Origin of the sequence: Paracoccus sp. PARArs4 (assembly GCF_947311865.1) — a bacterium.
GTDB classification, from domain to species: Bacteria; Pseudomonadota; Alphaproteobacteria; order Rhodobacterales; family Rhodobacteraceae; genus Paracoccus; species Paracoccus zeaxanthinifaciens.
In genome coordinates this window covers 1-21,593 of record NZ_CAMZMW010000014.1, presented here as the reverse complement: position 1 = coordinate 21,593, position 21,593 = coordinate 1, and the positions used below count along the sequence as shown (strand labels likewise).

General features: G+C 67.3%; 21 protein-coding genes, 1 tRNA gene and 2 riboswitches. Of the genes, 15 read left to right on the top strand and 7 right to left on the bottom strand.

Annotated elements, in window-relative coordinates; translation table 11 throughout:
• Nucleotides 1-6: 6 nt before the first annotated feature.
• A riboswitch (cobalamin riboswitch) is annotated at nt 7-225 on the top strand.
• Between the two features lie 34 nt (nt 226-259).
• Both QMZ16_RS12060 and cobF read left to right on the top strand, forming a co-directional pair.
• The gene (locus QMZ16_RS12060; RefSeq protein ID WP_282603450.1) at nt 260-925 is read left to right on the top strand and encodes an energy-coupling factor ABC transporter permease; all 666 of its coding nucleotides are present in this window, start codon (nt 260-262) and stop codon (nt 923-925) included.
• The gene (gene cobF, locus QMZ16_RS12055) at nt 922-1,653 is read left to right on the top strand and encodes a precorrin-6A synthase (deacetylating) (RefSeq protein ID WP_282603449.1); all 732 of its coding nucleotides are present in this window, start codon (nt 922-924) and stop codon (nt 1,651-1,653) included. The genes QMZ16_RS12060 and cobF overlap by 4 nt, the downstream gene beginning before the upstream one ends.
• 67 nt (nt 1,654-1,720) lie before the next feature.
• Here the strand turns inward: cobF and carB are convergent, their stop codons facing one another.
• The 7 genes from carB to QMZ16_RS12020 all read right to left on the bottom strand — a co-directional run bounded on the left by carB (nt 1,721) and on the right by QMZ16_RS12020 (nt 8,353).
• Entirely contained in the window at nt 1,721-5,059 is a 3,339-nt protein-coding gene (gene carB / locus QMZ16_RS12050) for a carbamoyl-phosphate synthase large subunit (protein WP_282603448.1), read from the bottom strand.
• A gap of 108 nt (nt 5,060-5,167) precedes the next feature.
• The gene (locus tag QMZ16_RS12045; RefSeq protein ID WP_282603447.1) at nt 5,168-5,944 is read right to left on the bottom strand and encodes a DUF1217 domain-containing protein; all 777 of its coding nucleotides are present in this window, start codon (nt 5,942-5,944) and stop codon (nt 5,168-5,170) included.
• Nucleotides 5,941-6,357, bottom strand: coding sequence for a flagellar biosynthesis repressor FlbT (gene flbT / locus QMZ16_RS12040; RefSeq protein WP_282603446.1), 417 nt, complete (start codon nt 6,355-6,357; stop codon nt 5,941-5,943). The genes QMZ16_RS12045 and flbT overlap by 4 nt, the downstream gene beginning before the upstream one ends.
• The gene (flaF, locus tag QMZ16_RS12035) at nt 6,354-6,671 is read right to left on the bottom strand and encodes a flagellar biosynthesis regulator FlaF (protein ID WP_282603445.1); all 318 of its coding nucleotides are present in this window, start codon (nt 6,669-6,671) and stop codon (nt 6,354-6,356) included. Before flaF ends, flbT begins: the two co-directional genes overlap by 4 nt.
• Nucleotides 6,672-6,785: 114 nt before the next feature.
• The gene (locus tag QMZ16_RS12030; RefSeq protein WP_022707079.1) at nt 6,786-7,628 is read right to left on the bottom strand and encodes a flagellin; all 843 of its coding nucleotides are present in this window, start codon (nt 7,626-7,628) and stop codon (nt 6,786-6,788) included.
• Between the two features lie 168 nt (nt 7,629-7,796).
• Nucleotides 7,797-8,114, bottom strand: coding sequence for a hypothetical protein (locus tag QMZ16_RS12025; RefSeq protein WP_022707080.1), 318 nt, complete (start codon nt 8,112-8,114; stop codon nt 7,797-7,799).
• Nucleotides 8,111-8,353 (bottom strand): hypothetical protein, encoded by a 243-nt coding sequence (locus QMZ16_RS12020; protein WP_282603444.1) that lies wholly within the window; start codon nt 8,351-8,353, stop codon nt 8,111-8,113. The genes QMZ16_RS12025 and QMZ16_RS12020 overlap by 4 nt, the downstream gene beginning before the upstream one ends.
• A gap of 100 nt (nt 8,354-8,453) precedes the next feature.
• Between QMZ16_RS12020 and QMZ16_RS12015 the strand changes: the two genes are divergently transcribed.
• From QMZ16_RS12015 to QMZ16_RS11955, 13 genes are all read left to right on the top strand, one after another.
• Nucleotides 8,454-9,656 (top strand): flagellar hook-length control protein FliK, encoded by a 1,203-nt coding sequence (locus QMZ16_RS12015; protein ID WP_282603443.1) that lies wholly within the window; start codon nt 8,454-8,456, stop codon nt 9,654-9,656.
• Nucleotides 9,657-9,667: 11 nt separating this feature from the next.
• Nucleotides 9,668-10,333: a flagellar hook capping FlgD N-terminal domain-containing protein gene (locus QMZ16_RS12010; RefSeq protein ID WP_282603442.1), complete on the top strand. Its 666-nt coding sequence runs from the start codon at nt 9,668-9,670 to the stop codon at nt 10,331-10,333.
• Nucleotides 10,334-10,392: 59 nt separating this feature from the next.
• On the top strand, nt 10,393-11,070 hold the full coding sequence (gene rpe, locus QMZ16_RS12005; RefSeq protein ID WP_282603441.1) for a ribulose-phosphate 3-epimerase: 678 nt from the start codon (nt 10,393-10,395) through the stop codon (nt 11,068-11,070).
• Between the two features lie 56 nt (nt 11,071-11,126).
• Nucleotides 11,127-11,906 carry an SDR family oxidoreductase gene (locus QMZ16_RS12000; protein WP_028725741.1) on the top strand — a complete coding sequence of 260 codons (780 nt, stop codon included), beginning with the start codon at nt 11,127-11,129 and terminating at the stop codon, nt 11,904-11,906.
• Nucleotides 11,907-11,925: 19 nt separating this feature from the next.
• On the top strand, nt 11,926-13,014 hold the full coding sequence (locus QMZ16_RS11995) for an ABC transporter ATP-binding protein (protein WP_282603440.1): 1,089 nt from the start codon (nt 11,926-11,928) through the stop codon (nt 13,012-13,014).
• Nucleotides 13,015-13,103: 89 nt separating this feature from the next.
• Nucleotides 13,104-13,193, top strand: a riboswitch (glycine riboswitch).
• 153 nt (nt 13,194-13,346) lie between these two features.
• Nucleotides 13,347-14,468, top strand: coding sequence for a glycine cleavage system aminomethyltransferase GcvT (gene gcvT, locus QMZ16_RS11990; RefSeq protein WP_282603439.1), 1,122 nt, complete (start codon nt 13,347-13,349; stop codon nt 14,466-14,468).
• Nucleotides 14,469-14,479: 11 nt separating this feature from the next.
• Nucleotides 14,480-14,839, top strand: coding sequence for a glycine cleavage system protein GcvH (gene gcvH, locus QMZ16_RS11985; protein ID WP_022707088.1), 360 nt, complete (start codon nt 14,480-14,482; stop codon nt 14,837-14,839).
• Nucleotides 14,840-14,915: 76 nt separating this feature from the next.
• On the top strand, nt 14,916-17,753 hold the full coding sequence (gene gcvP, locus QMZ16_RS11980) for an aminomethyl-transferring glycine dehydrogenase (protein ID WP_282603438.1): 2,838 nt from the start codon (nt 14,916-14,918) through the stop codon (nt 17,751-17,753).
• Nucleotides 17,754-17,912: 159 nt separating this feature from the next.
• Nucleotides 17,913-18,275 (top strand): hypothetical protein, encoded by a 363-nt coding sequence (locus QMZ16_RS11975; RefSeq protein WP_022707090.1) that lies wholly within the window; start codon nt 17,913-17,915, stop codon nt 18,273-18,275.
• A 5-nt stretch (nt 18,276-18,280) separates the two neighbouring features.
• Nucleotides 18,281-20,188, top strand: coding sequence for a pyrroloquinoline quinone-dependent dehydrogenase (locus QMZ16_RS11970; protein ID WP_282603437.1), 1,908 nt, complete (start codon nt 18,281-18,283; stop codon nt 20,186-20,188).
• 65 nt (nt 20,189-20,253) lie between these two features.
• Nucleotides 20,254-20,329: transfer RNA gene (locus tag QMZ16_RS11965), tRNA-Ala, on the top strand.
• 283 nt (nt 20,330-20,612) lie between these two features.
• Nucleotides 20,613-20,891 carry a HigA family addiction module antitoxin gene (locus QMZ16_RS11960; protein ID WP_282603436.1) on the top strand — a complete coding sequence of 93 codons (279 nt, stop codon included), beginning with the start codon at nt 20,613-20,615 and terminating at the stop codon, nt 20,889-20,891.
• On the top strand, nt 20,888-21,535 hold the full coding sequence (locus QMZ16_RS11955) for a type IIL restriction-modification enzyme MmeI (protein ID WP_282603435.1): 648 nt from the start codon (nt 20,888-20,890) through the stop codon (nt 21,533-21,535). Before QMZ16_RS11960 ends, QMZ16_RS11955 begins: the two co-directional genes overlap by 4 nt.
• Nucleotides 21,536-21,593: the final 58 nt, after the last annotated feature.

The following is a 21,593-nucleotide window of genomic DNA, read 5'->3' as shown; positions in this document are numbered from 1 at the left end:
CGTCGTGTCTGGCTGAGGACGCATGGTGCCCGGATGACGCGATACGTGTCGGGCTTCATCGGGAATGGGGAAGGGCGGACCAAATCGCGGCGCCCGAAGCCCCAGCCGCCCCCGCGACTGTATGCGGAGAGCGGGCGTCACGCGCGCCACTGGACCCGTCCGGGAAGGCCGACGCCCCGCCACGACCCGCAAGCCAGGAGACCGGCCATGCATCGCAAATGCCACGGCCGTCGGGTGTGACGGCGACAGGAGAACAAAAATGCATATCGAACCGGGCGTCGTGAACGGCGCGAAGATCATCCTCAGCTATGCCACCGCGGCGACCGCGGGCCTCTATGCGCTGCGGCTGGCGGCAAAGGACCACGGCCTGCGCGGGCTGCCCTCGCTTGCGGCGCGGGCGGTGATCGCCACGGCGCTGACCTTCGTCTTCTTTCAGGTCCTGCCGAAATTCCCCGTGGGCGTGTCCGAGGTTCACCTGATCCTGGGTTCAACCCTGTTCCTGCTGCTGGGCGCCGCCCCCGCCGCACTGGGCCTTGCCGCGGGCCTTGCGCTGCAGGGACTGTTCTTCGCCCCGGCGGACCTGCCGCAATACGGCATGAACGTGACCACCCTGCTGGTGCCCCTGTTCCTGCTGCGCGAGATCGCGGGCCGGATCATCGCGCCCGGCACCGCCTATGTCGATCTGCGCTATGGCCAGGCGCTGGCGCTGTCGACGGCCTACCAGGGCGGGATCGTCGCCTGGGTCGCCTTCTGGGCGTTCTGGGGTCAGGGCATGGCCGCGATCGGCGGCGTGATGTCCTTTGGCGCGGCCTACATGCTGGTCATCGCGCTTGAACCGCTGGTCGATCTGGCCGTGCTGGCCGGTGCGAAGTCGCTGCGCGGCCTGCGCGGCAGCCCGCTGGTAACGGGCCGCCTGTTCGCGTGACCGAGCTTTCGCTGATCGGGATCGGGGCCGGAAACCCCGATCACCTGACCTTCCAGGCGGCCCGGGCATTGTCCCGGGCCGATCTGATCCTGATCCCTCTCAAGGGCGAGGAGAAGGCAGATCTTGCCGGCCTGCGCGCGCAGATCGTGGCCGCCCATGCGCCGCAAGGCCGCGTCGTGCGGTTCGACCTGCCGCAGCGGGCATCGGGTGGCGATTACCTGTCCCATGTGAACGACTGGCACAATGCGATCGCGGATGCGTGGCGGGCGCAGATCGACGCGCATCTGCCAGGCGGCGGCACGGTCGCGGTGCTGGTCTGGGGGGACCCGTCGCTCTACGACAGCAGCCTGCGGATCGCGGAACGGCTGGGCCTGCCGGTGCGCGTCGTGCCGGGGATCACCGCGATCCAGGCGCTGTGCGCGGCCCATGCGATACCGCTGAACGATCTTGCCGCCCCCGTCCAGATCACCACCGGACGCCGGTTGCGCGACGAGGGCTGGCCCCCCGGCGCGGACCGCGTCGTCGTCATGCTGGACGGTCATTGCGCCTTTGCCGACCTGCCGCCCCATGGCCTGCACATCTGGTGGGGCGCCTATCTGGGGATGGAGCGCGAGATCATCGCGGAAGGCCAGCTGGCCGAGGCCGCCCCGCGCATCAGGGCGATGCGCGCCGAGGCCCGCGCGCGTCACGGCTGGATCATGGACTGCTATCTTCTGGCGCGGGCCTGAAAGGTCGCGGGCCTGAAAACTAAGGCGGCCCCGAAATCGGGGCCGCCTTTGATCTTCTGCAGAAGGCTCAGGCCTGAAGCGAACGGACGCCGACCTCGCCTTCGCCCCGCGACTTGATCGCCGCCACCGCCGCGATGCTGCCCGCGGCAGTGGTGAAATACGGGATCTTGTCATACAGCGCGACGGCGCGGATCTCGCGGCTGTCGGCGATGGCCTGCGCGCCCTCGGTCGTGTTCAGCACCATCGTGATCTCGCCGTTCTTCAGGCGGTCCACGATGTTCGGGCGACCCTCATAGACCTTGTTGACGCGCTGCGTCTCGACACCGTGGCCCGCCAGGAAGTCCGCCGTCCCCGAGGTCGAGACCAGCGTGAAGCCCATCTGCGTCAGGTCGCGCGCGGCCTGCGCCAGGGCTTCGGTCTTGTCGGAATCCTTGACCGAGACGAAGACGCGACCCTCGTGCGGCAGATGCGTGCCGGCACCCACCTGCGCCTTGAGGAAGGCGCGCGGGAAGTTGCGGTCCCAGCCCATCACCTCGCCGGTGGAACGCATTTCCGGCCCCAGCAGCGTGTCGACGCCCGGGAACCGGGCGAAGGGCAGCACGGCCTCCTTGACCGAGAACCAGGGCGTGATCGGATCGGCCAGGGTCATCGGGTCGGCGAAGGGCAGGTCGTCCTCGGGGCCGACGCCCTCGGGATAGGGCGCGCGGGCGGGGAAGTTCGACATCGGCTCGCCCGCCATCAGGCGCGCGGCGATCGAGGCGATGGCGCTGTCGGTGGCCTTCGCGACGAAGGGCACCGTGCGGCTGGCGCGCGGGTTCACCTCCAGCACGTAGATCTCGTCGCCCTTCAGCGCGAACTGCACGTTCATCAGGCCGACGACCTTCAGCGCGCGCGCCATCTCGACGGTCTGGCGCTTCAGCTCCTCGATGGTGGGGGCGTCCAGCGTGTGCGGCGGCAGCGAGCAGGCGCTGTCGCCCGAATGGACGCCGGCTTCCTCGATATGCTCCATGATGCCCGCGACATGGACGGTCTTGCCGTCCGACAGCGCGTCCACGTCGACCTCGATCGCGCCGGCAAGATAGCTGTCCAGCAGGACCGGGTTCTTGCCCGACACCGTTACCGCCTCGCGGATATAGCGCTTGAGGTGGTCCATGTCGCGCACGATCTCCATCGCGCGGCCGCCAAGGACATAGGACGGGCGGATCACCAGCGGGAAGCCGATGCGGCCCGCGATCTCGATCGCCTGCTCGTCGGTGCTGGCGATGCCGTTGATCGGCTGCTTGAGGCCCAGATCGTTCAGCAGCTTCTGGAACCGCTCGCGGTCCTCGGCAAGGTCGATCGCGTCGGGGGTGGTGCCCAGGATCGGGATGCCCTCGGCCTCGAGATCGTTTGCCAGCTTCAGCGGCGTCTGGCCCCCGAACTGGACGATGACGCCGTGCAGGGTGCCGTTCTCCTGCTCGGTGCGCAGGATCTCCAGCACATGCTCCAGGGTCAGCGGCTCGAAATACAGGCGGTCGCTGGTGTCATAATCGGTGCTGACCGTCTCGGGGTTGCAGTTGACCATGATGGTCTCGTAGCCCGCGCCGGTCAGCGCGAAGCAGGCGTGACAGCAGCAATAGTCGAACTCGATCCCCTGGCCGATCCGGTTCGGACCGCCGCCCAGGATGACGACCTTCTTGGCGTCCGAGGGGCGCGATTCGCATTCCACCTCGCCCATCGCGGGGGCTTCATAGGTCGAATACATGTAGGGGGTCTGGGCCTCGAACTCGGCGGCGCAGGTATCGATGCGCTTGAAGACGGGCTTGATGTCCAGCGCGCGGCGGGCGCGGCGGATGTCGGCCTCGTCCCGGCCGGTCAGATGCGCAAGGCGGGCATCGGTGAAGCCCATCATCTTGATCGCGCGCAGATCGTCGGCATCCTCGGGCAGGCCGCCCTCGCGGATGCGATGCTCGGCGTCCACGATCTCGCGGATGCGGGCCAGGAACCAGGGGTCGAAGCTGGTGACGCGCTGGATCTCGTCATTGGTCATGCCGAAGCGCATCGCCTCGGCGATGATGCGGATGCGGTCGGGCGTCTGCTTGGACAGCGCCGCGATCACGGCGGGCTTGCCCTGGTCGGCGGCGCCCTCGATCACGATCTCGTCCAGGCCGGTCAGCCCGTTCTCCATCGAGGTCAGCGCCTTCTGCAGCGATTCGTGGAAGCTGCGGCCGATGGCCATGACCTCGCCCACCGATTTCATCGCGGTGGTCAGTTCGGGCTTGCTGCCGGGGAACTTCTCGAAGGCGAAGCGCGGGATCTTGGTGACGACATAGTCGATGCTGGGCTCGAAGCTGGCGGGCGTCACCTTGGTGATGTCGTTGTCCAGCTCGTCCAGGGTATAGCCGACGGCCAGCTTGGCGGCGATCTTGGCGATGGGGAAGCCGGTCGCCTTCGACGCCAGCGCCGAGCTGCGCGAGACGCGCGGGTTCATCTCGATCACGACCATGCGGCCGTCCTCGGGGTTGATGGCCCATTGCACGTTGGAACCGCCGGTCTCGACGCCGATCTCGCGCAGGACCGCGATCGATCCGTTGCGCATGCGCTGGTATTCGCGGTCGGTCAGGGTCAGCGCGGGGGCGACGGTGATCGAATCGCCCGTGTGGACGCCCATCGGATCGACGTTCTCGATGGCGCAGACGATGATGGCGTTGTCGGCGCGGTCGCGCACGACTTCCATCTCGTATTCCTTCCAGCCCAGCAGGCTTTCGTCGACCAGCACCTGCGCCATGGGCGACGCGTCCAGCCCCGAACGCACGATGCGTTCGTAGTCGTCGCGGTTGTAGGCCACGCCGCCGCCGGTGCCGCCAAGCGTGAAGGCGGGGCGGATGATCGCGGGCAGGCCGATATCCTCCAGCGCCTCCATGGCCTCGGCGACGCCGGCATTGATGTCGTATTTGCCGTTGGCCAGCTTCGGCGCCGCGACGATGGTGGCGCGCGGGTTCTCGATGCCGATGCGGTCCATCGCCTCGCGGAACAGCTTGCGGTCCTCGGCCATCTCGATGGCGCTGCGCTGCGCGCCGATCAGCTCCACGCCATAGCGGTTCAGCGCGCCGTTATCCGCCAGCGCCAAGGCGGTGTTCAGGCCGGTCTGACCGCCCATGGTCGGCAGCAGCGCGTCGGGGCGTTCCTTGGCGATGATCTTCTCGACCATCTCGGGGGTGATCGGTTCGATATAGGTCGCGTCGGCCATTTCCGGATCGGTCATGATCGTGGCCGGGTTCGAGTTGACCAGGATGACGCGATAGCCTTCCTCGCGCAGGGCCTTGCAGGCCTGAGCGCCCGAGTAGTCGAATTCGCAGGCCTGCCCGATGACGATGGGGCCGGCGCCGATGATCAGGATGGATTTGATATCGGTTCTTTTCGGCATCATGGCCTCCGCGGCTGGCTGAGATTGGCGCAAATCGTCCGGGGTTATAGCCAAGACAGGTCAGGACGCAAGGTGCCGCGGACCCTGCACGACCCTATTTCGCGGGCCTCAGCCGCCCGACAGCAAGGCCAGCGCGGTGCTATAGCGGTTCTGCACCTCGCCGGTCTGGATCTGGCTGCGCGCCAGGAAGTTGACGATCAGCTTGTCGATGGTGCCCGCCTCGGTCAGATCCGCGAAGCTGGAGCTGCCGAGATACCGCTCGGATGCGTTCATGAACTCCTCCAGCTGCCGGTCGACGTCCAGCTGGCCGTAGCTGTCGCCGAAACCGAACGCGCCTTCGAAGACCTCGCGCAGGGGGGCGTTGCCCATGACCTCGTACCACAGGGTCTTGTCGGTCGAACTGCGCCGGGCCATGTCCTCCAGCTCTCGCCGCGCATTCAGGGCAAGGCGCAGGTTCTCGTCCCCCTCGCCGATGCGACGTTCGAATTCGCGCTGGACGAAGGCCTTGCCGATGGTCTGCCCCAGATCGGCGGGCTGCGTGGCAGACCCGAAGCCGAACGCCTCGGCCATGCGCTTGTAACGCTTGTCCGACAGGCGGTTCACGAGCGAGTTGGCGTCGGACACGTCCGATTCCAGCACCTTGCGGATGAAGGCCTTGTTGGCGATGTCATCTTCCAGCCCGAAGGCGGACAATGCGGTGCTGAGAAGGCGATAGTCGTCGACCAGATCGGCGGCACCGGTGACGCCGCCGATCTTGTCTTGGAAATACGCGGTCGAGCGCTGGACGATGGGGTCGGCCTCGACCGCCTTGATCTGCCGTTCCTCGCTGCGCTGGACGATCTTCCAGCCGGCGATCCCGCTGCTTCCGATGAAGATCGCCGTCATGCCGGTCGGGGCGCGGCCGCGCGTGCGAACAGGCGCGTTTCCCGCGGCAGCAATTCGCGCAGCCTGCGCATCGCATGATAGGGGTTGTCCTCGACCGCGGCCTCGGTCGCCTGGCCAAGGATGATGCGGCTGTCGCGGTCGTCGAAGACCTGGCTCAGCTGCTCGATCGCCAGAAGCAGCTGCCGCTTGCCCTCGGTGGGTTCGGCATCGCCCGACAGGATCAGCTGCGCGATGTAACAGGCACGCGCGACCGGGGTTCCGGCATCGTCGGGATGGATCGCGTCGCGCAGGCGCAGGACGTTCACGTTCGGCGTCTTGATCGCGATCTTGCTGCGCCGGTCGCCATTCTCGATGACAGCGCCATTGATCAGGACACGCTCGTTCGGGGCAAGTTTCAGGACCAGGCCGCTCATGCGCCCACCTCTCCGCGCAGACCGCGCATGACGGTCATGTTGATATCGATCAGCGGCTGGGTCACTGCCTCGCCCGCCATGACCGATTGCCCGTGGCGGATCTGGAAACCGGCCAACGAGATCAGCCCGGCCTTGGCATCATCTGGCAGCCCGTTGCCGGGTTCGGCCAGATCGAAGGCCAGCAAGGTCCAAAGTTCGGTATTCTTCGCGACGGCGGCGATGATGTCGCGCCTGTCCTTGCGATCGGATGCCTGTCGCAGCATGCGCGTGACGCGGGCAAAGACGTCGTATTCCGCATCGCGCGCGCTGCGCATCCCGGGGTTCCTGTAGCCGTGTTCGGCCAGTGGCGTTACCGCGTTCAAGATCGTGCATCCCGTTCTGGAGAAGTGTGGGGGTGGCGGGCGCCGTCATGGCGCCCGCCCTGTTCATCAGCGGAACAGCGACATGACGGCCGACGGCGACTGGTTCGCGATCGACAGCGCCTGGATGCCCAGCTGCTGCTGGGTCTGCAGCGCCTGCAGGCGGGCAGAGGCTTCTTCCATGTCGGCATCGACCAGCGAGCCCATGCCGGTGCTAAGCGAATCCGCCAGCTTGCCGACGAAGCTCGACTGGTCGGTGATGCGCTTGCCCGCCGAACCCAGGTCGGCGGCGCCCTGCACCGCGACGTCGATCAGGGCCTCGATCTCGCCGATGGCGGTCTGGGCCGAGGCACGGTCGGTGATCGCGGTCAGGCCCGCAACGTTCAGCCCGGCCTCGAAATCGACCGAGTCGACCGAGATGTTGTTGGCCGAGGTCGCCGCAGCGCCGTTGGTCCGATCCAGCGACCCCAGCACGGTGAAGCTGGTATTGCCCGCGGTCGGGTTGGTCTTCAGCAGGTTCACGCCGTTCATCTGCGTGCCGCCGATGATCGAGGTGATCTGTTCGACCTTCTTCGAGATGTCCGTCTGGATCTTGGCGTGATCGGCCGCGTCGTTCGCGCCGCCGATGGCCAGTTCCTTCATCTCGTTCAGCAGGTTGGTGATTTCTTCAGCCCCGCTGCGGGCAGTCGAGACGACGGCATCCGCGACGTTCAGGTTCGACTGGATGGTCTTGAAGCCCGTCTGGTCCGTTTCCATGACCTTCGAGATCGCCCAGACGGCCGCGTTGTCCTTGGCCGTCGCGACCGATTTGCCGGTCGAGATGTCGGACTGGGTCTTGCCCAGTTGCGAGTTGATGCTCTTCAGGGTCTGAAGGGCCACCATCGCGCTGTTGTTGGTCAGAATGCTGGACATGTTATCCTCCGGTAAACGGTGCTTTGCACCAGGGTTTGCATGAGCGGCCTTCTGACCTGGCGGGGTCCTGCCCCGTGCCGTGATCGGCATGTCACCGTTCTAGCTGCCGGTGATTGACAACTAGTGAACGGCGCCGATTCCACGAAGCGCCATTCACTGCGCATTTTACTAAAACCGCTGCGGGGCGGTCGCGACGACGGCGGTCACGTTGCGGCGCCCGACCTCGTCATAGGTCTGCAGGCTGCGCGCGGCGCGGATGATCGCGCGCACCTCCTCGGCGGCCTGGCGCGCACCGGCAAGCGACGCCTCGGCCAGGCTGCGGATCTGCATCACCTGCGGCTCGATCGCGGCGCGGTCCGCCTCGGACAGGCCCTGCCGGGCGGCAAGGCGGCCGAATTCCTCGATCGCGCGCAATGCGGCGGGCGCGTTTCCGGACAGGATCGCCGCGCGAATCGCGGCCAGCTGTCGGCCCGTCCCGCGGTTCATGCGCCACCCCCGACGATCCCGTCGAAGCCGAGGTCCAGGCGGTCGGCCAGCACCGCGGCATGTTCGCGGGTCAGGAAGCTTGCAAAATGATCCTCTCCCGCGCCGCCGGAAAAGGGGCCCTCCATCGCGGCGGGGCCTGCATGTTTCAACATCTCCTCGAGGAAGGCCCGTTCGAGGTTCTGCACCGCGACGGCGCGGTCGGGCGCGGTTGCGGCAAGGGTCGGGGAAGTGATCTGCACGCGACTCTCCTTTTCATGTCATGCCCCATGCCTAGGCCTTGCGCGGTAAATAATTGGTAAGGAGTTCAGGATATTCCGGTCGGGACGCGGGAGGATGCAGATGACCGAGATACCGATGATCGTGCTTCCGGGGCAACCGGACCCGACACTGATCCTGTCGCCCAGGCTGGCGCTGCCGGTCGCGGACGCACCCGCGATCGAGATGGGCGAGGGCTTCGAATTCTCGCTGCCCGAGGATCCCGCCTTGCCGTCCGGGCCGGGCGCGGTCGCCCTGCCCCAGACCGAGGATCCGTTGATCCTGTTGCTTGCAGGCTGGTCGGGGATCAGTGCCGACTATGCCCCGCCCCGGACGCAGGGGGACAGCCTGCCCGAAGCGCCGCTGTTGGCCGAGACCCTGCCGTTGGACCAGGCCCCGCAAGTGGCCCAGATCCTGCAAGAGGCCGAGACCCCGCAGGTGGCCGAGGTCGAGAATGCCGTCCCGCTGCAAGATGATGTGCCGACGGCGGAACAGGCCGAATCGCCACCCGCCCCTGACGAGCCGTCAGCTCCGGGGCCGGATCCCGTCGTCGCCCTGCACGCACAGGAATCCCTGCCCAAACCCACGGCGATGGCGGAAGCCGAAGCTTCGCGGCCTTCGAACACCGCGCGCGCGGAACCGGCAGTCACGCTTGCGCAGCCCCCGGTCGAGCAGGCACCTGCGGACCGCATGTCGCCGCCGGTCGGAACGGCGACGCATACAGCGCCCGAACCGCTCGGCGATACGCGGCAGGCCCCCGCCCCCCTGGCAGCCGAAACCGAACGCCCGATCAATCCCGAGCCGCTCGAACAGCTGGACGCACGCCCAGCCCTTGCCGCGCGCGCCGATGCCCCGCAGCCCGACGCCCCCCGCGCCGAGACCGTGCAACAGCCGCGCAGCGCCCCGCAGCACGACCCAAGACCCGTGGCGCGCCAGATCGCCGATGCCGTCGTGACGACCCGGGAGGGCGAGACCGAGATCGCCCTCGCCCCCGAGGAACTGGGCCGCCTTCGCCTGGTCATGACCGGGGCCGATCGGGGGCATGTCACGATCTTTGCCGAACGCCCCGAGACGCTGGACCTGATCCGCCGCAACGCGGACCTGCTGACCCAGACGCTGGCGGATGCGGGGATCGAACAGGGATCGCTCGATTTCCGCGAAGAACGTCGGGATTCCGCGCCCGCCCCGCATGACGACGCCCCCGAGGGCTCGCCCGCCGCCACGGTCGAGCATGTGGCCACGCGGCCACGACCGCTCAGCGACCGCCGGCTCGACATCAGGATATAGGAGATACACATATGGTCGATGCCATCGGCGCGACGACGACACAGACGACAACGGCCTCGACCAGCCTCGGAAGCGCAGGCACCGGGGCCGATTTCGAGACGTTCCTGACCATGCTGACCGCGCAGCTGCAGAACCAGGATCCGCTGAACCCGATGGAGAGCACGGATTTCGCGGTGCAGCTTGCGACCTTCGCGGGGGTCGAACAGCAGGCCCTGGGCAACCAGCTGCTGGGCCAGCTGGTCGCGCAATCGGGCGCGGGCGGCATCGGCGGCGTTGCCGACTGGATCGGCAAGGAGGCCCGCACCACCGCCCCGGTGCATTTCGGCGACACCCCCCTGACGCTGGAGGTCGCGCCCCACGCGCTTGCCGACAGCGTGACGCTGATCACCACCACCGCCTCGGGCCAGGAGATCATGCGCGAGGAGATCGGCCCCGGACAGGGACAGATCGACTGGTACGGGCGCGACGACATGGGGAACAAGCTGCCGGACGGGCTCTATGGTTTCCGGATCGAGAGCAGCCGCGACGGGCAGACGATCGGCACCGGCGCGGTCGAGACATATGCCCGCGTCACCGAGGCGCAGGTCGGGGCGCAGGGGACGATCATCGTGCTGGAAGGCGGGGCCACGGCCTCGGTCGATCAGGTGACGGGCCTGCGAGAGGCCCCGGACGCTTGACCGGATGCGCATTGCGGGCATAAGCCCCGGCTGACCGAACACCCGGAGGGAGCCCCGCAATGTCCAAGATCCTGATCGCCCCGTCGATCCTGTCCGCCGATTTCGCCGATTTCGGCAACGAGATCCGCGCAATCGAGGCGCAGGGCGCCGACTGGGTCCATGTCGACGTGATGGACGGCCATTTCGTGCCGAACCTGACCTTCGGCCCCCCCGCGGTGAAGGCCTTCCGCCCGCATGTGAAGACCTTTATGGACGTGCACCTGATGATCGCGCCGGTCGATCCCTTCATCGAGGCCTATGCCGAGGCGGGCGCGGACATGATCACCGCCCATGTCGAGGCCGGCCCCCACCCGCATCGCACCCTGCAGGCGATCCGCGCGACGGGCGCCAAGGCGGGCATCGCGCTGAACCCCGGCACCCCCGCCGAAGCGGTCGAGCATCTGCTGGACCTGTGCGACATGGTGCTGGTGATGACGGTGAACCCCGGCTTTGGCGGGCAGAAGTTCATCCACAGCCAGATCGCCAAGATCGAGAAGATCCGCGCCATGATCGGCGACCGCCCGATCCACATTCAGGTCGATGGCGGCGTCGATACCGAGACCGCACCCCTGGTCGCGCGGGCCGGGGCCGATGTGCTGGTCGCGGGATCGGCGGTGTTCCGCGGCGGCTCGGTCGAGCGGGCGGACATCTATGGCGCGAATATCGACGCCATCCGCAAGGCGGCCGAAGCAGTTTGACAAAGCCTGCCCGCGCGCGTTTGCTGCGCGGGCAATTCAGCGAACCGGGGGGCGGAATGGATCTGGGCATCAAGGGCAAGCGCGCATTGGTCTGCGCGGCATCGAAGGGATTGGGCCGCGGCTGCGCCGAGGCGCTGGCCGAGGCGGGCGTGGACCTGGTGATCAACAGCCGCACCGAATCCGAGATCACGAAGACCGCGTCCGAGATCGCCGCGAAATACGGCGTCAGCGTCACGCCCGTCGCCGCCGACATCACGACCGAGGAAGGCCGCGCCAAGGTGCTGGCCGCGCTTGGCGATGCCGACATCCTGGTGACCAACGCGGGTGGGCCTCCGCCGGGCGACTGGCGCGACTGGGACCGCGACGACTTCATCCGCGCGCTGGACGCCAACATGCTGTCGGCGGTGGCGCTGATGCAGGCGCTGGTGCCGGGCATGATGGATCGCGGTTGGGGCCGGGTCGTGAACATCACCTCGCAGTCGGTCCGCTCGCCCATCCCGGCGCTCGGGCTGTCGAACAGCGCGCGTGCGGGGCTGACCGGCTTCGTCGCGGGCATGTCGCGCCAGGTCGCGGGCAGCGGCGTCTGCGTGAACAACATCCTGCCGGGCATCCACGCCACCGATCGCGCCAACAGCCTGGACGACGGCGTGGCCGGTCGCCAGGGCATCACCCGCGACGAGGCCCGCAAGCAGCGCGAGGCGGGCATCCCCGCAGGCACCTATGGCACCGCCGAGGATTTCGGCGCCACCTGCGCCTTCCTCTGCAGCCAGCAGGCGCGCTTCATCGTCGGGCAGAACATCCTGCTGGACGGTGGGGCGCTGAACGTCACCGTCTGAGGAACGAACGGAAGTCCCCTTGCCCGATGCGCCCAGACTGGAGGTCAGGAACCTGACCCGCCGCTTCGACGGCCGCGCCGTCGTCGACGATGTCGACTTCGCGGTCGAGGCCGGCCAGGTCGCCTGCCTTCTGGGCCCGTCGGGCTGCGGAAAATCGACCACGCTGCGCATCGTCGCAGGCGTGGACATGCAGGACCATGGGCGGATCTTCGTCGATGGCAACCTGATCTGCGACACCGATTTCCGCGTGCCGCCGGAACGCCGCGCCATCGGTCTGATGTTCCAGGACTTCGCCCTGTTCCCCCACCTGCCCGTGCGCGAGAACGTGGCCTTCGGGCTGAAGGGCGGCTTCGCGGCCAATCGCGACCGCGTGCTGGACCTGCTGGCGCGCGTGCAGATGGGCGCGCATCTCGACAGCTTTCCGCACGAGCTGTCGGGCGGCGAACAGCAGCGGGTCGCGCTGGCCCGCGCGCTAGCCCCGCGCCCGCGCGTCCTGCTGATGGACGAACCCTTCAGCGGCCTGGACGAACGGCTGCGCGACGGCATCCGCGACGAGACGCTGGCCCTGCTGAAGGAAGAGGGCACCGCCGTCCTGCTGGTCACGCACGAACCGCACGAGGCCATGCGCATGGCCGACCAGATCCTGCTGATGCGCGATGGGCGGATCGTGCAGCAGGGCGCGCCCTACAACCTCTACAATGCGCCGGTGGACCGGCAGGCCGCCGCGTTCTTCAGCGACATCAACCTGCTGACCGGCCGCGTGTCCGGTGCGCTGACCCGCACGCCCTTCGGCGAATTCCTGACCCCCGGCCTGCCCGACGGGTCCGAGGTGGACATCGTCATCCGCCCCCAGCACCTGAAGATCGACTTCGACCGCGCGGGCCAGGGCCCCGCCCCCACGGTCGAGAACGGCACCGCCGCCCGCGCGCGGGTCCGCAGGGCGCGTTACCTGGGCCGCGAATCGCTGGTCGAATTCGCCACGGACGAGGGCGGGATCCTGCTGAACGCCACCGTTCCCGGCGTCTTCCTGCCCCCCGAGGGCACGCCCATGTGGCTGATGCTGCGCCGCGACCGGGTCTTCGTCTTCCCGCGCAAGCCCCGGACCTGATCTGCCCGTTCCGAAGGCGGAAAACGCCGCTTCGGGGACCGGATGCGACAAAATCCTTGCCTTGCGCCCGCACCGCCGCTAGCAGCGGGAACAGGAATTCGGGAGACACCGGCCATGCGCCGGGGCCGAAGGAGCAGCCGCCCCGGCGAACTCTCAGGCAAAAGGACCGTCTTCCACCAGAACTCTGGAGAGTGGCCGCAAGGCCCGCCGAAGGGATAACGATCTCAGGCGTCCGCAAGGACAGGGACAGAGGGGGCATCGACACGCGGGGGCGACCCCGCAGGACCGATGCCGGCTGACCGGCAGCAAGCGATGACAGGGGAGGGCCGCGCATGGCCGACACGCGTCGAACCGGACTGAACGAACTGCACAGGGAACTGGGCGCCCGCATGGTGTCCTTCGCGGGATGGGACATGCCTGTCCAGTTCCCGATGGGCGTCATGGCCGAACATCTGCACACGCGCGAGAAGGCGGGCCTGTTCGACGTGGGCCATATGGGCCAGGTGCTGATCCGCCCGCAGGACGGCGACATCGCCAGCGCGGCGCTTGCGCTGGAAACGGTGATCGCCGCCGACGTGCTGTCCCTGCCCGAGGGGCGCCAGCGCTACGGGCTGTTCACCAACGACACGGGCGGCATCCTGGACGACCTGATGTTCGCCAATCGCGGCGATCATTACCTTCTGGTCGTCAACGCCGCCTGCGCCGAACAGGACATCGCCATCCTGAAGGGCCTGCCCGGCGTCACGGCGACCCATGTCACCGATCGCGGCCTCCTGGCGCTGCAGGGGCCGCAGGCCGCCGAGGTGCTGGCCCGGATCGTCCCCCGGGCCGCCGACATGCGCTTCATGGACAGCACCACGCTGGACTGGCAGGGGCACGCGCTCTGGGTCTCGCGCTCGGGCTATACGGGCGAGGACGGCTACGAGATCTCGGTCCCCGAAGCGCAGGTCGAGGCCTTGGCCCGCGCGCTTCTGGACCACCCCGAGGTCGCGCCGATCGGCCTCGGGGCCCGCGACAGCCTGCGGCTGGAGGCGGGGATGCCGCTTTACGGTCACGACATGGATGCGGGCGTCACGCCCGGCGCGGCGGGGCTGGGCTGGGCCGTGTCCAAGGCCCGCCGCACCGGCGGCGCGCGCGAAGGGGGCTTTCCCGGCGCGGGCGTGATCCTGCCCGAACTGGCGCGGGGCGCCGCCTCCGTGCGCCGGGGCCTGCGCCCCGAGGGCCGCGCGCCCATCCGCGAGGGCGTCGTGATCTTCGCCGCGAACGAGGGCGGAGAGCCCTTGGGCCAGGTCAGCTCGGGCGGGTTCGGCCCCTCGGTCGGCGGACCGGTCGCCATGGCGCGCATCCCCGCCGACATCCCCGAGGGCACGACCGTCTTCGCCGAACTGCGCGGCAAACGCATTCCCGCGACGGTCGCGGCCCTTCCCTTCATCACCCCAAGCTACAAGCGCTGAGGAGCTTCCCCATGCTGAAATACACCGAAGATCACGAATGGCTGCGCAGCGACGGCGACGAGGTCACCGTCGGCATCACCAAGCATGCCAGCGAGCAGCTGGGCGACGTCGTCTTCATCGAGCTGCCCGAAGAGGGCCGCGAGGTCGAGGCCGGCGAGGAGATCGTCGTGATCGAATCGGTCAAGGCCGCGTCCGACATCACCGCCCCCGTCGCGGGCGTCATCACCGCAGTGAACGCCGACCTGGCCGACGCGCCCGCCACCGTGAACGAGGACCCGATGGGCACCTGGTTCTTCCGCATCAAGCCCGCCGACGCCTCGGCCGTCGAGGGCTTCATGGACGAAGCCGCCTACCAGGCGCTGATCGGCTGACATGATCCTGCGGGGGCCCATCCGGCCCCCGTCTTCACACCAAGGCAAGGGGCACCCGCCCCGGATGGATGCGCGCATGACCCGCTGGAACCCCACCGACTACAACCCCGACGATTTCGCGAACCGCCGCCATATCGGCCCCTCGCCCGCCGAGATGGCGCAGATGCTGTCCGCCGTGGGCGCCGACAGCCTGGATGCGCTGATCGACCAGACCGTGCCCAAGGCGATCCGCCAGTCGGACAACCTCGACTGGCCCGCCCTGTCCGAGGCCGCCCTTCTGGCCCGGATGGAGGAGGTCGCGAAGAAGAACCGCGTCATGACCAGCCTGATCGGGCAGGGTTACTACGGCACCGTCACGCCGCCCGCGATCCAGCGCAACATCCTGGAAAACCCCGCCTGGTACACGGCCTATACCCCCTATCAGCCCGAGATCGCGCAGGGGCGCCTTGAGGCGCTGCTGAACTTCCAGACGATGGTGGCGGATCTGACCGGCCTGCCCGTCGCCAATGCCAGCCTGTTGGACGAAGCCACGGCGGCGGCCGAGGCGATGGCCATGGCGCGGCGCCAGTCGAAATCCAAGGCCGATGCCTTCTTCGTGGCCCATGACCTGCATCCCCAGACGATTTCCGTGATCGAGACGCGCGCCGCCCCCCTGGGCATCCGCATCGTCACCGGCTCGATCGACGATCTGCAGGCCGATCAGGTCTTCGGCGCGATCTTCCAGTATCCGGGCACCTATGGCCATATCCGCGACCTGACCCCCGAAATCGAGGCGCTGCACGACGCCAAGGCGCTGGCCATCGTGGCGACCGATCTGCTGGCACTGTGCCTGCTGAAGGAGCCGGGCGCGATGGGCGCCGACATCGCGGTGGGCAGCGCGCAGCGGTTCGGCGTGCCGATGGGCTATGGCGGCCCGCACGCCGCCTTCATGTCCTGCCGGGACGAGCTGAAGCGCGCCATGCCCGGCCGCATCGTGGGCGTCAGCGTCGACGCGGCGGGCAACCAGGCCTATCGCCTGTCGCTGCAGACCCGCGAGCAGCATATCCGCCGTGAAAAGGCCACGTCCAATGTCTGCACGGCGCAGGCGCTGCTGGCGGTCATGGCCAGCTTCTATGCGGTGTTCCACGGCCCCGTGGGCCTGCGTGCCATCGCGCAGCGCGTGCATCTGAACGCGGTCGCCATCGCCGATGCGCTGCGCGCCGCCGGGGCCGAGGTCGCGCCCGATGCCTTCTTCGACACCGTGACCGTCAAGGTTGGCGTCGGCCAGCAGGGCATCATGGCCGCCGCCCGGCATCGCGGCATCAACCTGCGCCGCGTGGGCCGCGACCGCGTGGGCATCAGCGTCGACGAGACCACCGATGCCGGCGTCATCGCCCGCCTGATGGACGCCTTCGGGATCGAGGATCAGGCCGCCCGCGCAGACCACCCCGCCATCCCCGAGGCGCTGCTGCGCGACAGCGATTACCTGACCCATCCGGTCTTCCACATGAACCGCGCCGAATCCGAGATGATGCGTTACATGCGCCGCCTGTCGGATCGCGACCTGGCGCTGGACCGTGCGATGATCCCGCTTGGCAGCTGCACCATGAAGCTGAACGCCGCGGCCGAGATGATGCCCATCACTTGGCCCGAATTCGGCGCGCTGCATCCCTTTGCCCCCGCCGATCAGGCCGCCGGTTACCACGAGGCGATCACCGACCTGACCCAGAAGCTGTGCCGCATCACCGGCTATGACGCGTTCTCGATGCAGCCCAACAGCGGCGCGCAGGGCGAATATGCGGGGCTGCTGACAATCCAGGCCTATCACCGCGCCAATGGCGACGATCAGCGCGACATCTGCCTGATCCCGATGTCGGCGCATGGCACGAACCCCGCATCCGCGCAGATGTGCGGGATGAAGGTCGTGGTCGTGAAATCGGCCCCGAACGGCGATATCGACCTTGAAGATTTCGCCGACAAGGCCGCGAAGGCGGGCGACAAGCTGGCCGCTGTAATGATCACCTATCCCAGCACGCATGGCGTCTTCGAGGATACGGTGCGCGAGGTCTGCGACATCACGCATGAACATGGCGGGCAGGTCTATATCGACGGGGCCAACATGAACGCGCTGGTCGGGCTGGTGAAACCCGGCGAGATCGGCGGCGATGTCAGCCACCTGAACCTGCACAAGACCTTTGCGATCCCGCATGGCGGCGGTGGTCCCGGCATGGGGCCCATCGGCGTGAAATCGCACCTGGCGCCCTTCCTGCCCGGCGATCCGCGCACGGGCGACGGCGCGGTCAGCGCGGCGCCCTATGGCAGCGCCTCGATCCTGCTGATCAGCTGGGCCTATTGCCTGATGATGGGCGGCGAGGGGCTGACCCAGGCGACCCGCGTGGCGATCCTGAACGCGAATTATATCGCGTCGCGGCTGGCCGGGGCCTATCCGATCCTGTTCATGGGCAATCGCGGCCGCGTGGCGCATGAATGCATCATCGACACCCGCCCCTTCGCGGATCACGGCGTGACCGTGGACGACATCGCCAAGCGCCTGATCGACAACGGCTTCCACGCGCCGACCATGTCCTGGCCGGTCGCCGGCACGCTGATGGTGGAACCCACGGAATCGGAAACCAAGGCCGAGATCGACCGCTTCGTCTCCGCCATGCTGTCGATCCGGGACGAGATCACCGACGTGGCCGAGGAGCGCATCGCGGTGGAACACAGCCCCCTGCGCCATGCCCCCCACACGGTCGAGGATCTGGTCAAGGACTGGGACCGCCCCTATTCGCGCGAACAGGGCTGCTTCCCCGCCGGATCGTTCCGCGTGGACAAGTACTGGCCGCCGGTCGGGCGCGTGGACAATGCCTATGGCGACCGCAACCTGATCTGCACCTGCCCGCCGCTGGAAACCTATGCCGAGGCGGCCGAGTGACATGACGATGGGGGCGGCCTTCGGGCCGTCCCTGCACATGCGCGGGGCAGCGGGCCGCCAAACGCATGAAATCTTGGAACGATCGCGGCGCTCACGCGCTATTGATGGGTAAGACCGCAGGCTTCACGCCGCCGTGACCCCCAGTTCCACGAGGTTCCCATGCCCCAAAGCGCCCTTGCCCCCGACGACAACGCCCGGGAAGAGCTTGCCGCAAGGCTCATGGCCATCCCGGCCCTTCTTGCCCTGATCGCCGCCCTGACCGAGCTGCTGTGGCGCGGGTCCGGCATCGCGCATACGCCCGGCGCGTGGCTGGCCGTGGCCGCGACCGCCGCGCTGTTCCTGGGGGCGCTGCTGACCGGCGCGCTGCGCCCCGGCGGGTTTCGTACCTTCCTGACCGTGATGCTGCTGGTGGGCGGCCTGCTGACCATCCTGTGTGCGTGGTTCCTGGAATCCGGGCTGGTCATGGCCGCCGTCGCCGTCATGCTGGTGGCATGGCTGATCTTCATCCTGATCGCGAGGTAACGGCCATGAAACTGCGCATAGCCCTTCTGACGATGACCGCCCTGCCCGCTGCCGCCCTGTCCCCTGCCGCCATGGCCCAGCAGACCGAATGGACCGCCTTCCACGGCAACGGGATGGCGCAGAAATACAGCGCCTCGACCCAGATCACCCCCGAGAACGTGGGCCAGCTGGAAAAGGTGTGGGAGGTGCATACCGGCGACGTGTCCGACGGATCGGGCGATCTGCCGGGCACCGTCTGGTCCGCGACGCCGATCCTGGCGAACGACCTTCTGTATATCGGAACGCCCTTCTATCGCATCCTCGCCGTCGAGCCGGACACCGGCGAGATCGTCTGGACCTACGAGCCCGACAGCACCGTGCTGGAGCCCCTGACCCAGCCCGAGCTGAAGAACCGCGGCGTCACCTATTGGCAGGACCCCGAGGGCGGCGACGGTCCCTGCACCCGGCGCGTCATCATCGGGACGATGGACGCGCATCTGCATGCGGTCGATGCCGATGACGGCCAGCTGTGCGACGGCTTCGGCGAGGGCGGGATCCTGGACGTGAACCAGTGGAACACGCCGGACGCGAACTTTCCGCTGTCCCAGCTGCAACCGCCCACCGTGTTTCGCGACAAGCTGATCGTCGGCTGGGCGGGCAAGGACTGGCACGATGCGGACAATCCGCTCGGCTCGGTCTTCGGGGTCGATGCGCGGACCGGCGAACGCGTCTGGACCTTCCATTCCATCCCCGAGGATTACGAGGGCCTGACCGGCACCTCGAACGTCTGGACCGCCATGTCCGTCGATGAGGAGAACGGCCTCGTCTACCTCCCCGTCTCCAGCCCCAGCCCGGATTTCTATGGCGGCACGCGCCTGGACGAGATCCCGCTGGCGACCTCGGTCACGGCGGTGAACGGCGATACCGGCCAGGTGGAATGGTCGCGCCAGCTGGTCCATCACGACATCTGGGATTACGATACCGTATCGGCCCCCACGCTGGTGGACATCCCCGGCGAAGGCGGCAGCACGCCCGCGCTGGTGCAGCCCACCAAGATGGGGCTGGCCTATGTCCTGAACCGCCTGACGGGCGAACCGATCTTCCCCATCGAGGAACGAGAGGTTCCCCAGACCGATGTCGAGGGCGAGGTATCCTCGGCCACCCAGCCCTATCCCACGCTGCCGAAATCGCCCATCGGCGACGATTGGGGCGGAGTCTTCGGCCTCGCTGACATCGCGTCCTTCGGCTACTGCTCTCGCAAGTTCGAGGATCTGCGCTACGAAGGGCGCTTCACCCCGCCCTCGACCGAAGGGTCGCTGGCCTTTCCGGCCACGGCGGGCGGGATGCAATGGGGCGGCGGCGCGGTCGATCCGGAAAACGGCATCCTCTACATCAACAGCTCTCGCGTGGCGCAGATCTATCAGCTGATCGAGCGCGAGGAGTATTCTGAGCTGACCTCGGGCGGGTCCGAGGCGACGGGCGGGCTGTTCCCGCAGAACGGCGCGCCCTACGGGTTCCGGCTGACGAACTTCCTGAACCCGATGGGCATGCCCTGCTGGAAGCCCCCCTTCGGCATCATGAGCGCGATCGACCTGAAATCGGGCGAGACGCTGTGGGAACGCCCCTTCGGGCAGGTCCAGAAATGGGGCTTCTACATGCCCGAAAGCTGGGGCTCGCCCACCATCGGGGGACCGGTGGCGACGGCCTCGGGGCTGATCTTCATCGGGGCCTCGATGGATGCGCGGGTCCGTGCGCTGGATGCGGCGACGGGCGACACGCTGTGGAAGGCGCAGGTGGACGCGCCCGCGGTGTCGATCCCGGCGGTCTACGATTACGACGACCGGCAATATGTCGTCTTCGCGGTGGGCGGAAACTCGATCATCAAGCCGCAGGTCTCTGACCAGCTGGTGGCCTTCGCCCTCCCCGGGGACTGAACGCGCAAGGCCCCCTTTCGGGGGCCTTGACAAGCTTCGGACCCCGCGCAACAAATCATGCCGATGGGGCCGTAGCTCAGTTGGTAGAGCGCGTCGTTCGCAATGACGAGGTCAGGGGTTCGATTCCCCTCGGCTCCACCAGGTCGAAATCATAAATCATTGTAATTCATTGAAAAAATAGGTTTGGCATTCGCCCTGCCCCACGTTCTAGCCCACACTTTGCGCTAGATGGCCTGATACATTACGATACCTTGTAAGACTTGGCTCGGCCTTCTTTGCTCACGGCGGCGACCGTATTAGGCGTTTAGTCCCGCGCTTAGAAGCGCACCGAAAGGCCATCAAATAGATGGTTCCAAGCATGCTCTAAGTTGAATTGATAACCGTCAATTGTCACCCTACAGTCACGCCAACTGCAGGAGCTGATGTGACCCATCCCGGAGTCCTTGTCCGCCAAGAATGCCTGGATCCCAACGGCCTGTCTGTGACCGACGCCGCGCAAGCGCTCGGCTGCAGCCGTCAGACCCTCAGCAACCTCCTGAACGGACGATCCGGCATCTCGCCGGAGATGGCGCTGCGCCTTGAGAAGGCGTTCGGCACCTGCGTCCGCTCTTGGATGGAACGACAAATGAACCACGAGCTGGAGACGGTCATGGCGCGCGCGCATGAGATCGAAGTCCAGCCATTTGCGAGGCAGACCCTATGAACCCCGTTGAAATCGAGCAGGCCATTTCCGACTTGGCCGAGGCCCCCTTTGATGCGGCGGAATTTCCCTACGCCTTCCTTGAGGCTTTCGGACGTAAGGCGACCGAGATCAAGAAGCTGCGCAAGGGCGACACCAACAAGTCAGACCTGGGCGGAGTTCTGCAACGTAACAACATCCACATAGCGACCTGCGCGCCTGGTGAAGTCACCCAGACCCTCGCCGCGCTAAAGAACAGCCCCGCCACGACGAAACACAAGGCCAAGTTTATCCTCGCCACTGACGGCCAGACCTTCGAGGCTGAAGACCTAATCGGCGGCGATACCGTGGCCTGCGCCTACAAGGACTTCCCCGACAGCTTTGGCGTCTTCCTGCCTCTCGCGGGCATTTCGACCGTCAAGCAGATCAAGGAAAGCGCCTTCGACATCAAGGCGACGGGCCGACTGAACCGCCTCTATGTCGAGCTGCTGAAGGACAACCCCGATTGGGGCAAGGCCGAGCGTCGGCACGACATGAACCACTTCATGGCGCGGCTGATCTTCTGCTTCTTCGCGGAAGATACCGACATCTTCACCACCGCCGACCTGTTCACGGGCACGGTCGAGCGCATGTCGAACCGTGACGGCACTAGGCTCCAGACTCGTTAATTTTCAAAGCCAGAAGATGACAGTTGCGGCGAGAGCGACGGCGGACAGAAAGACCCTC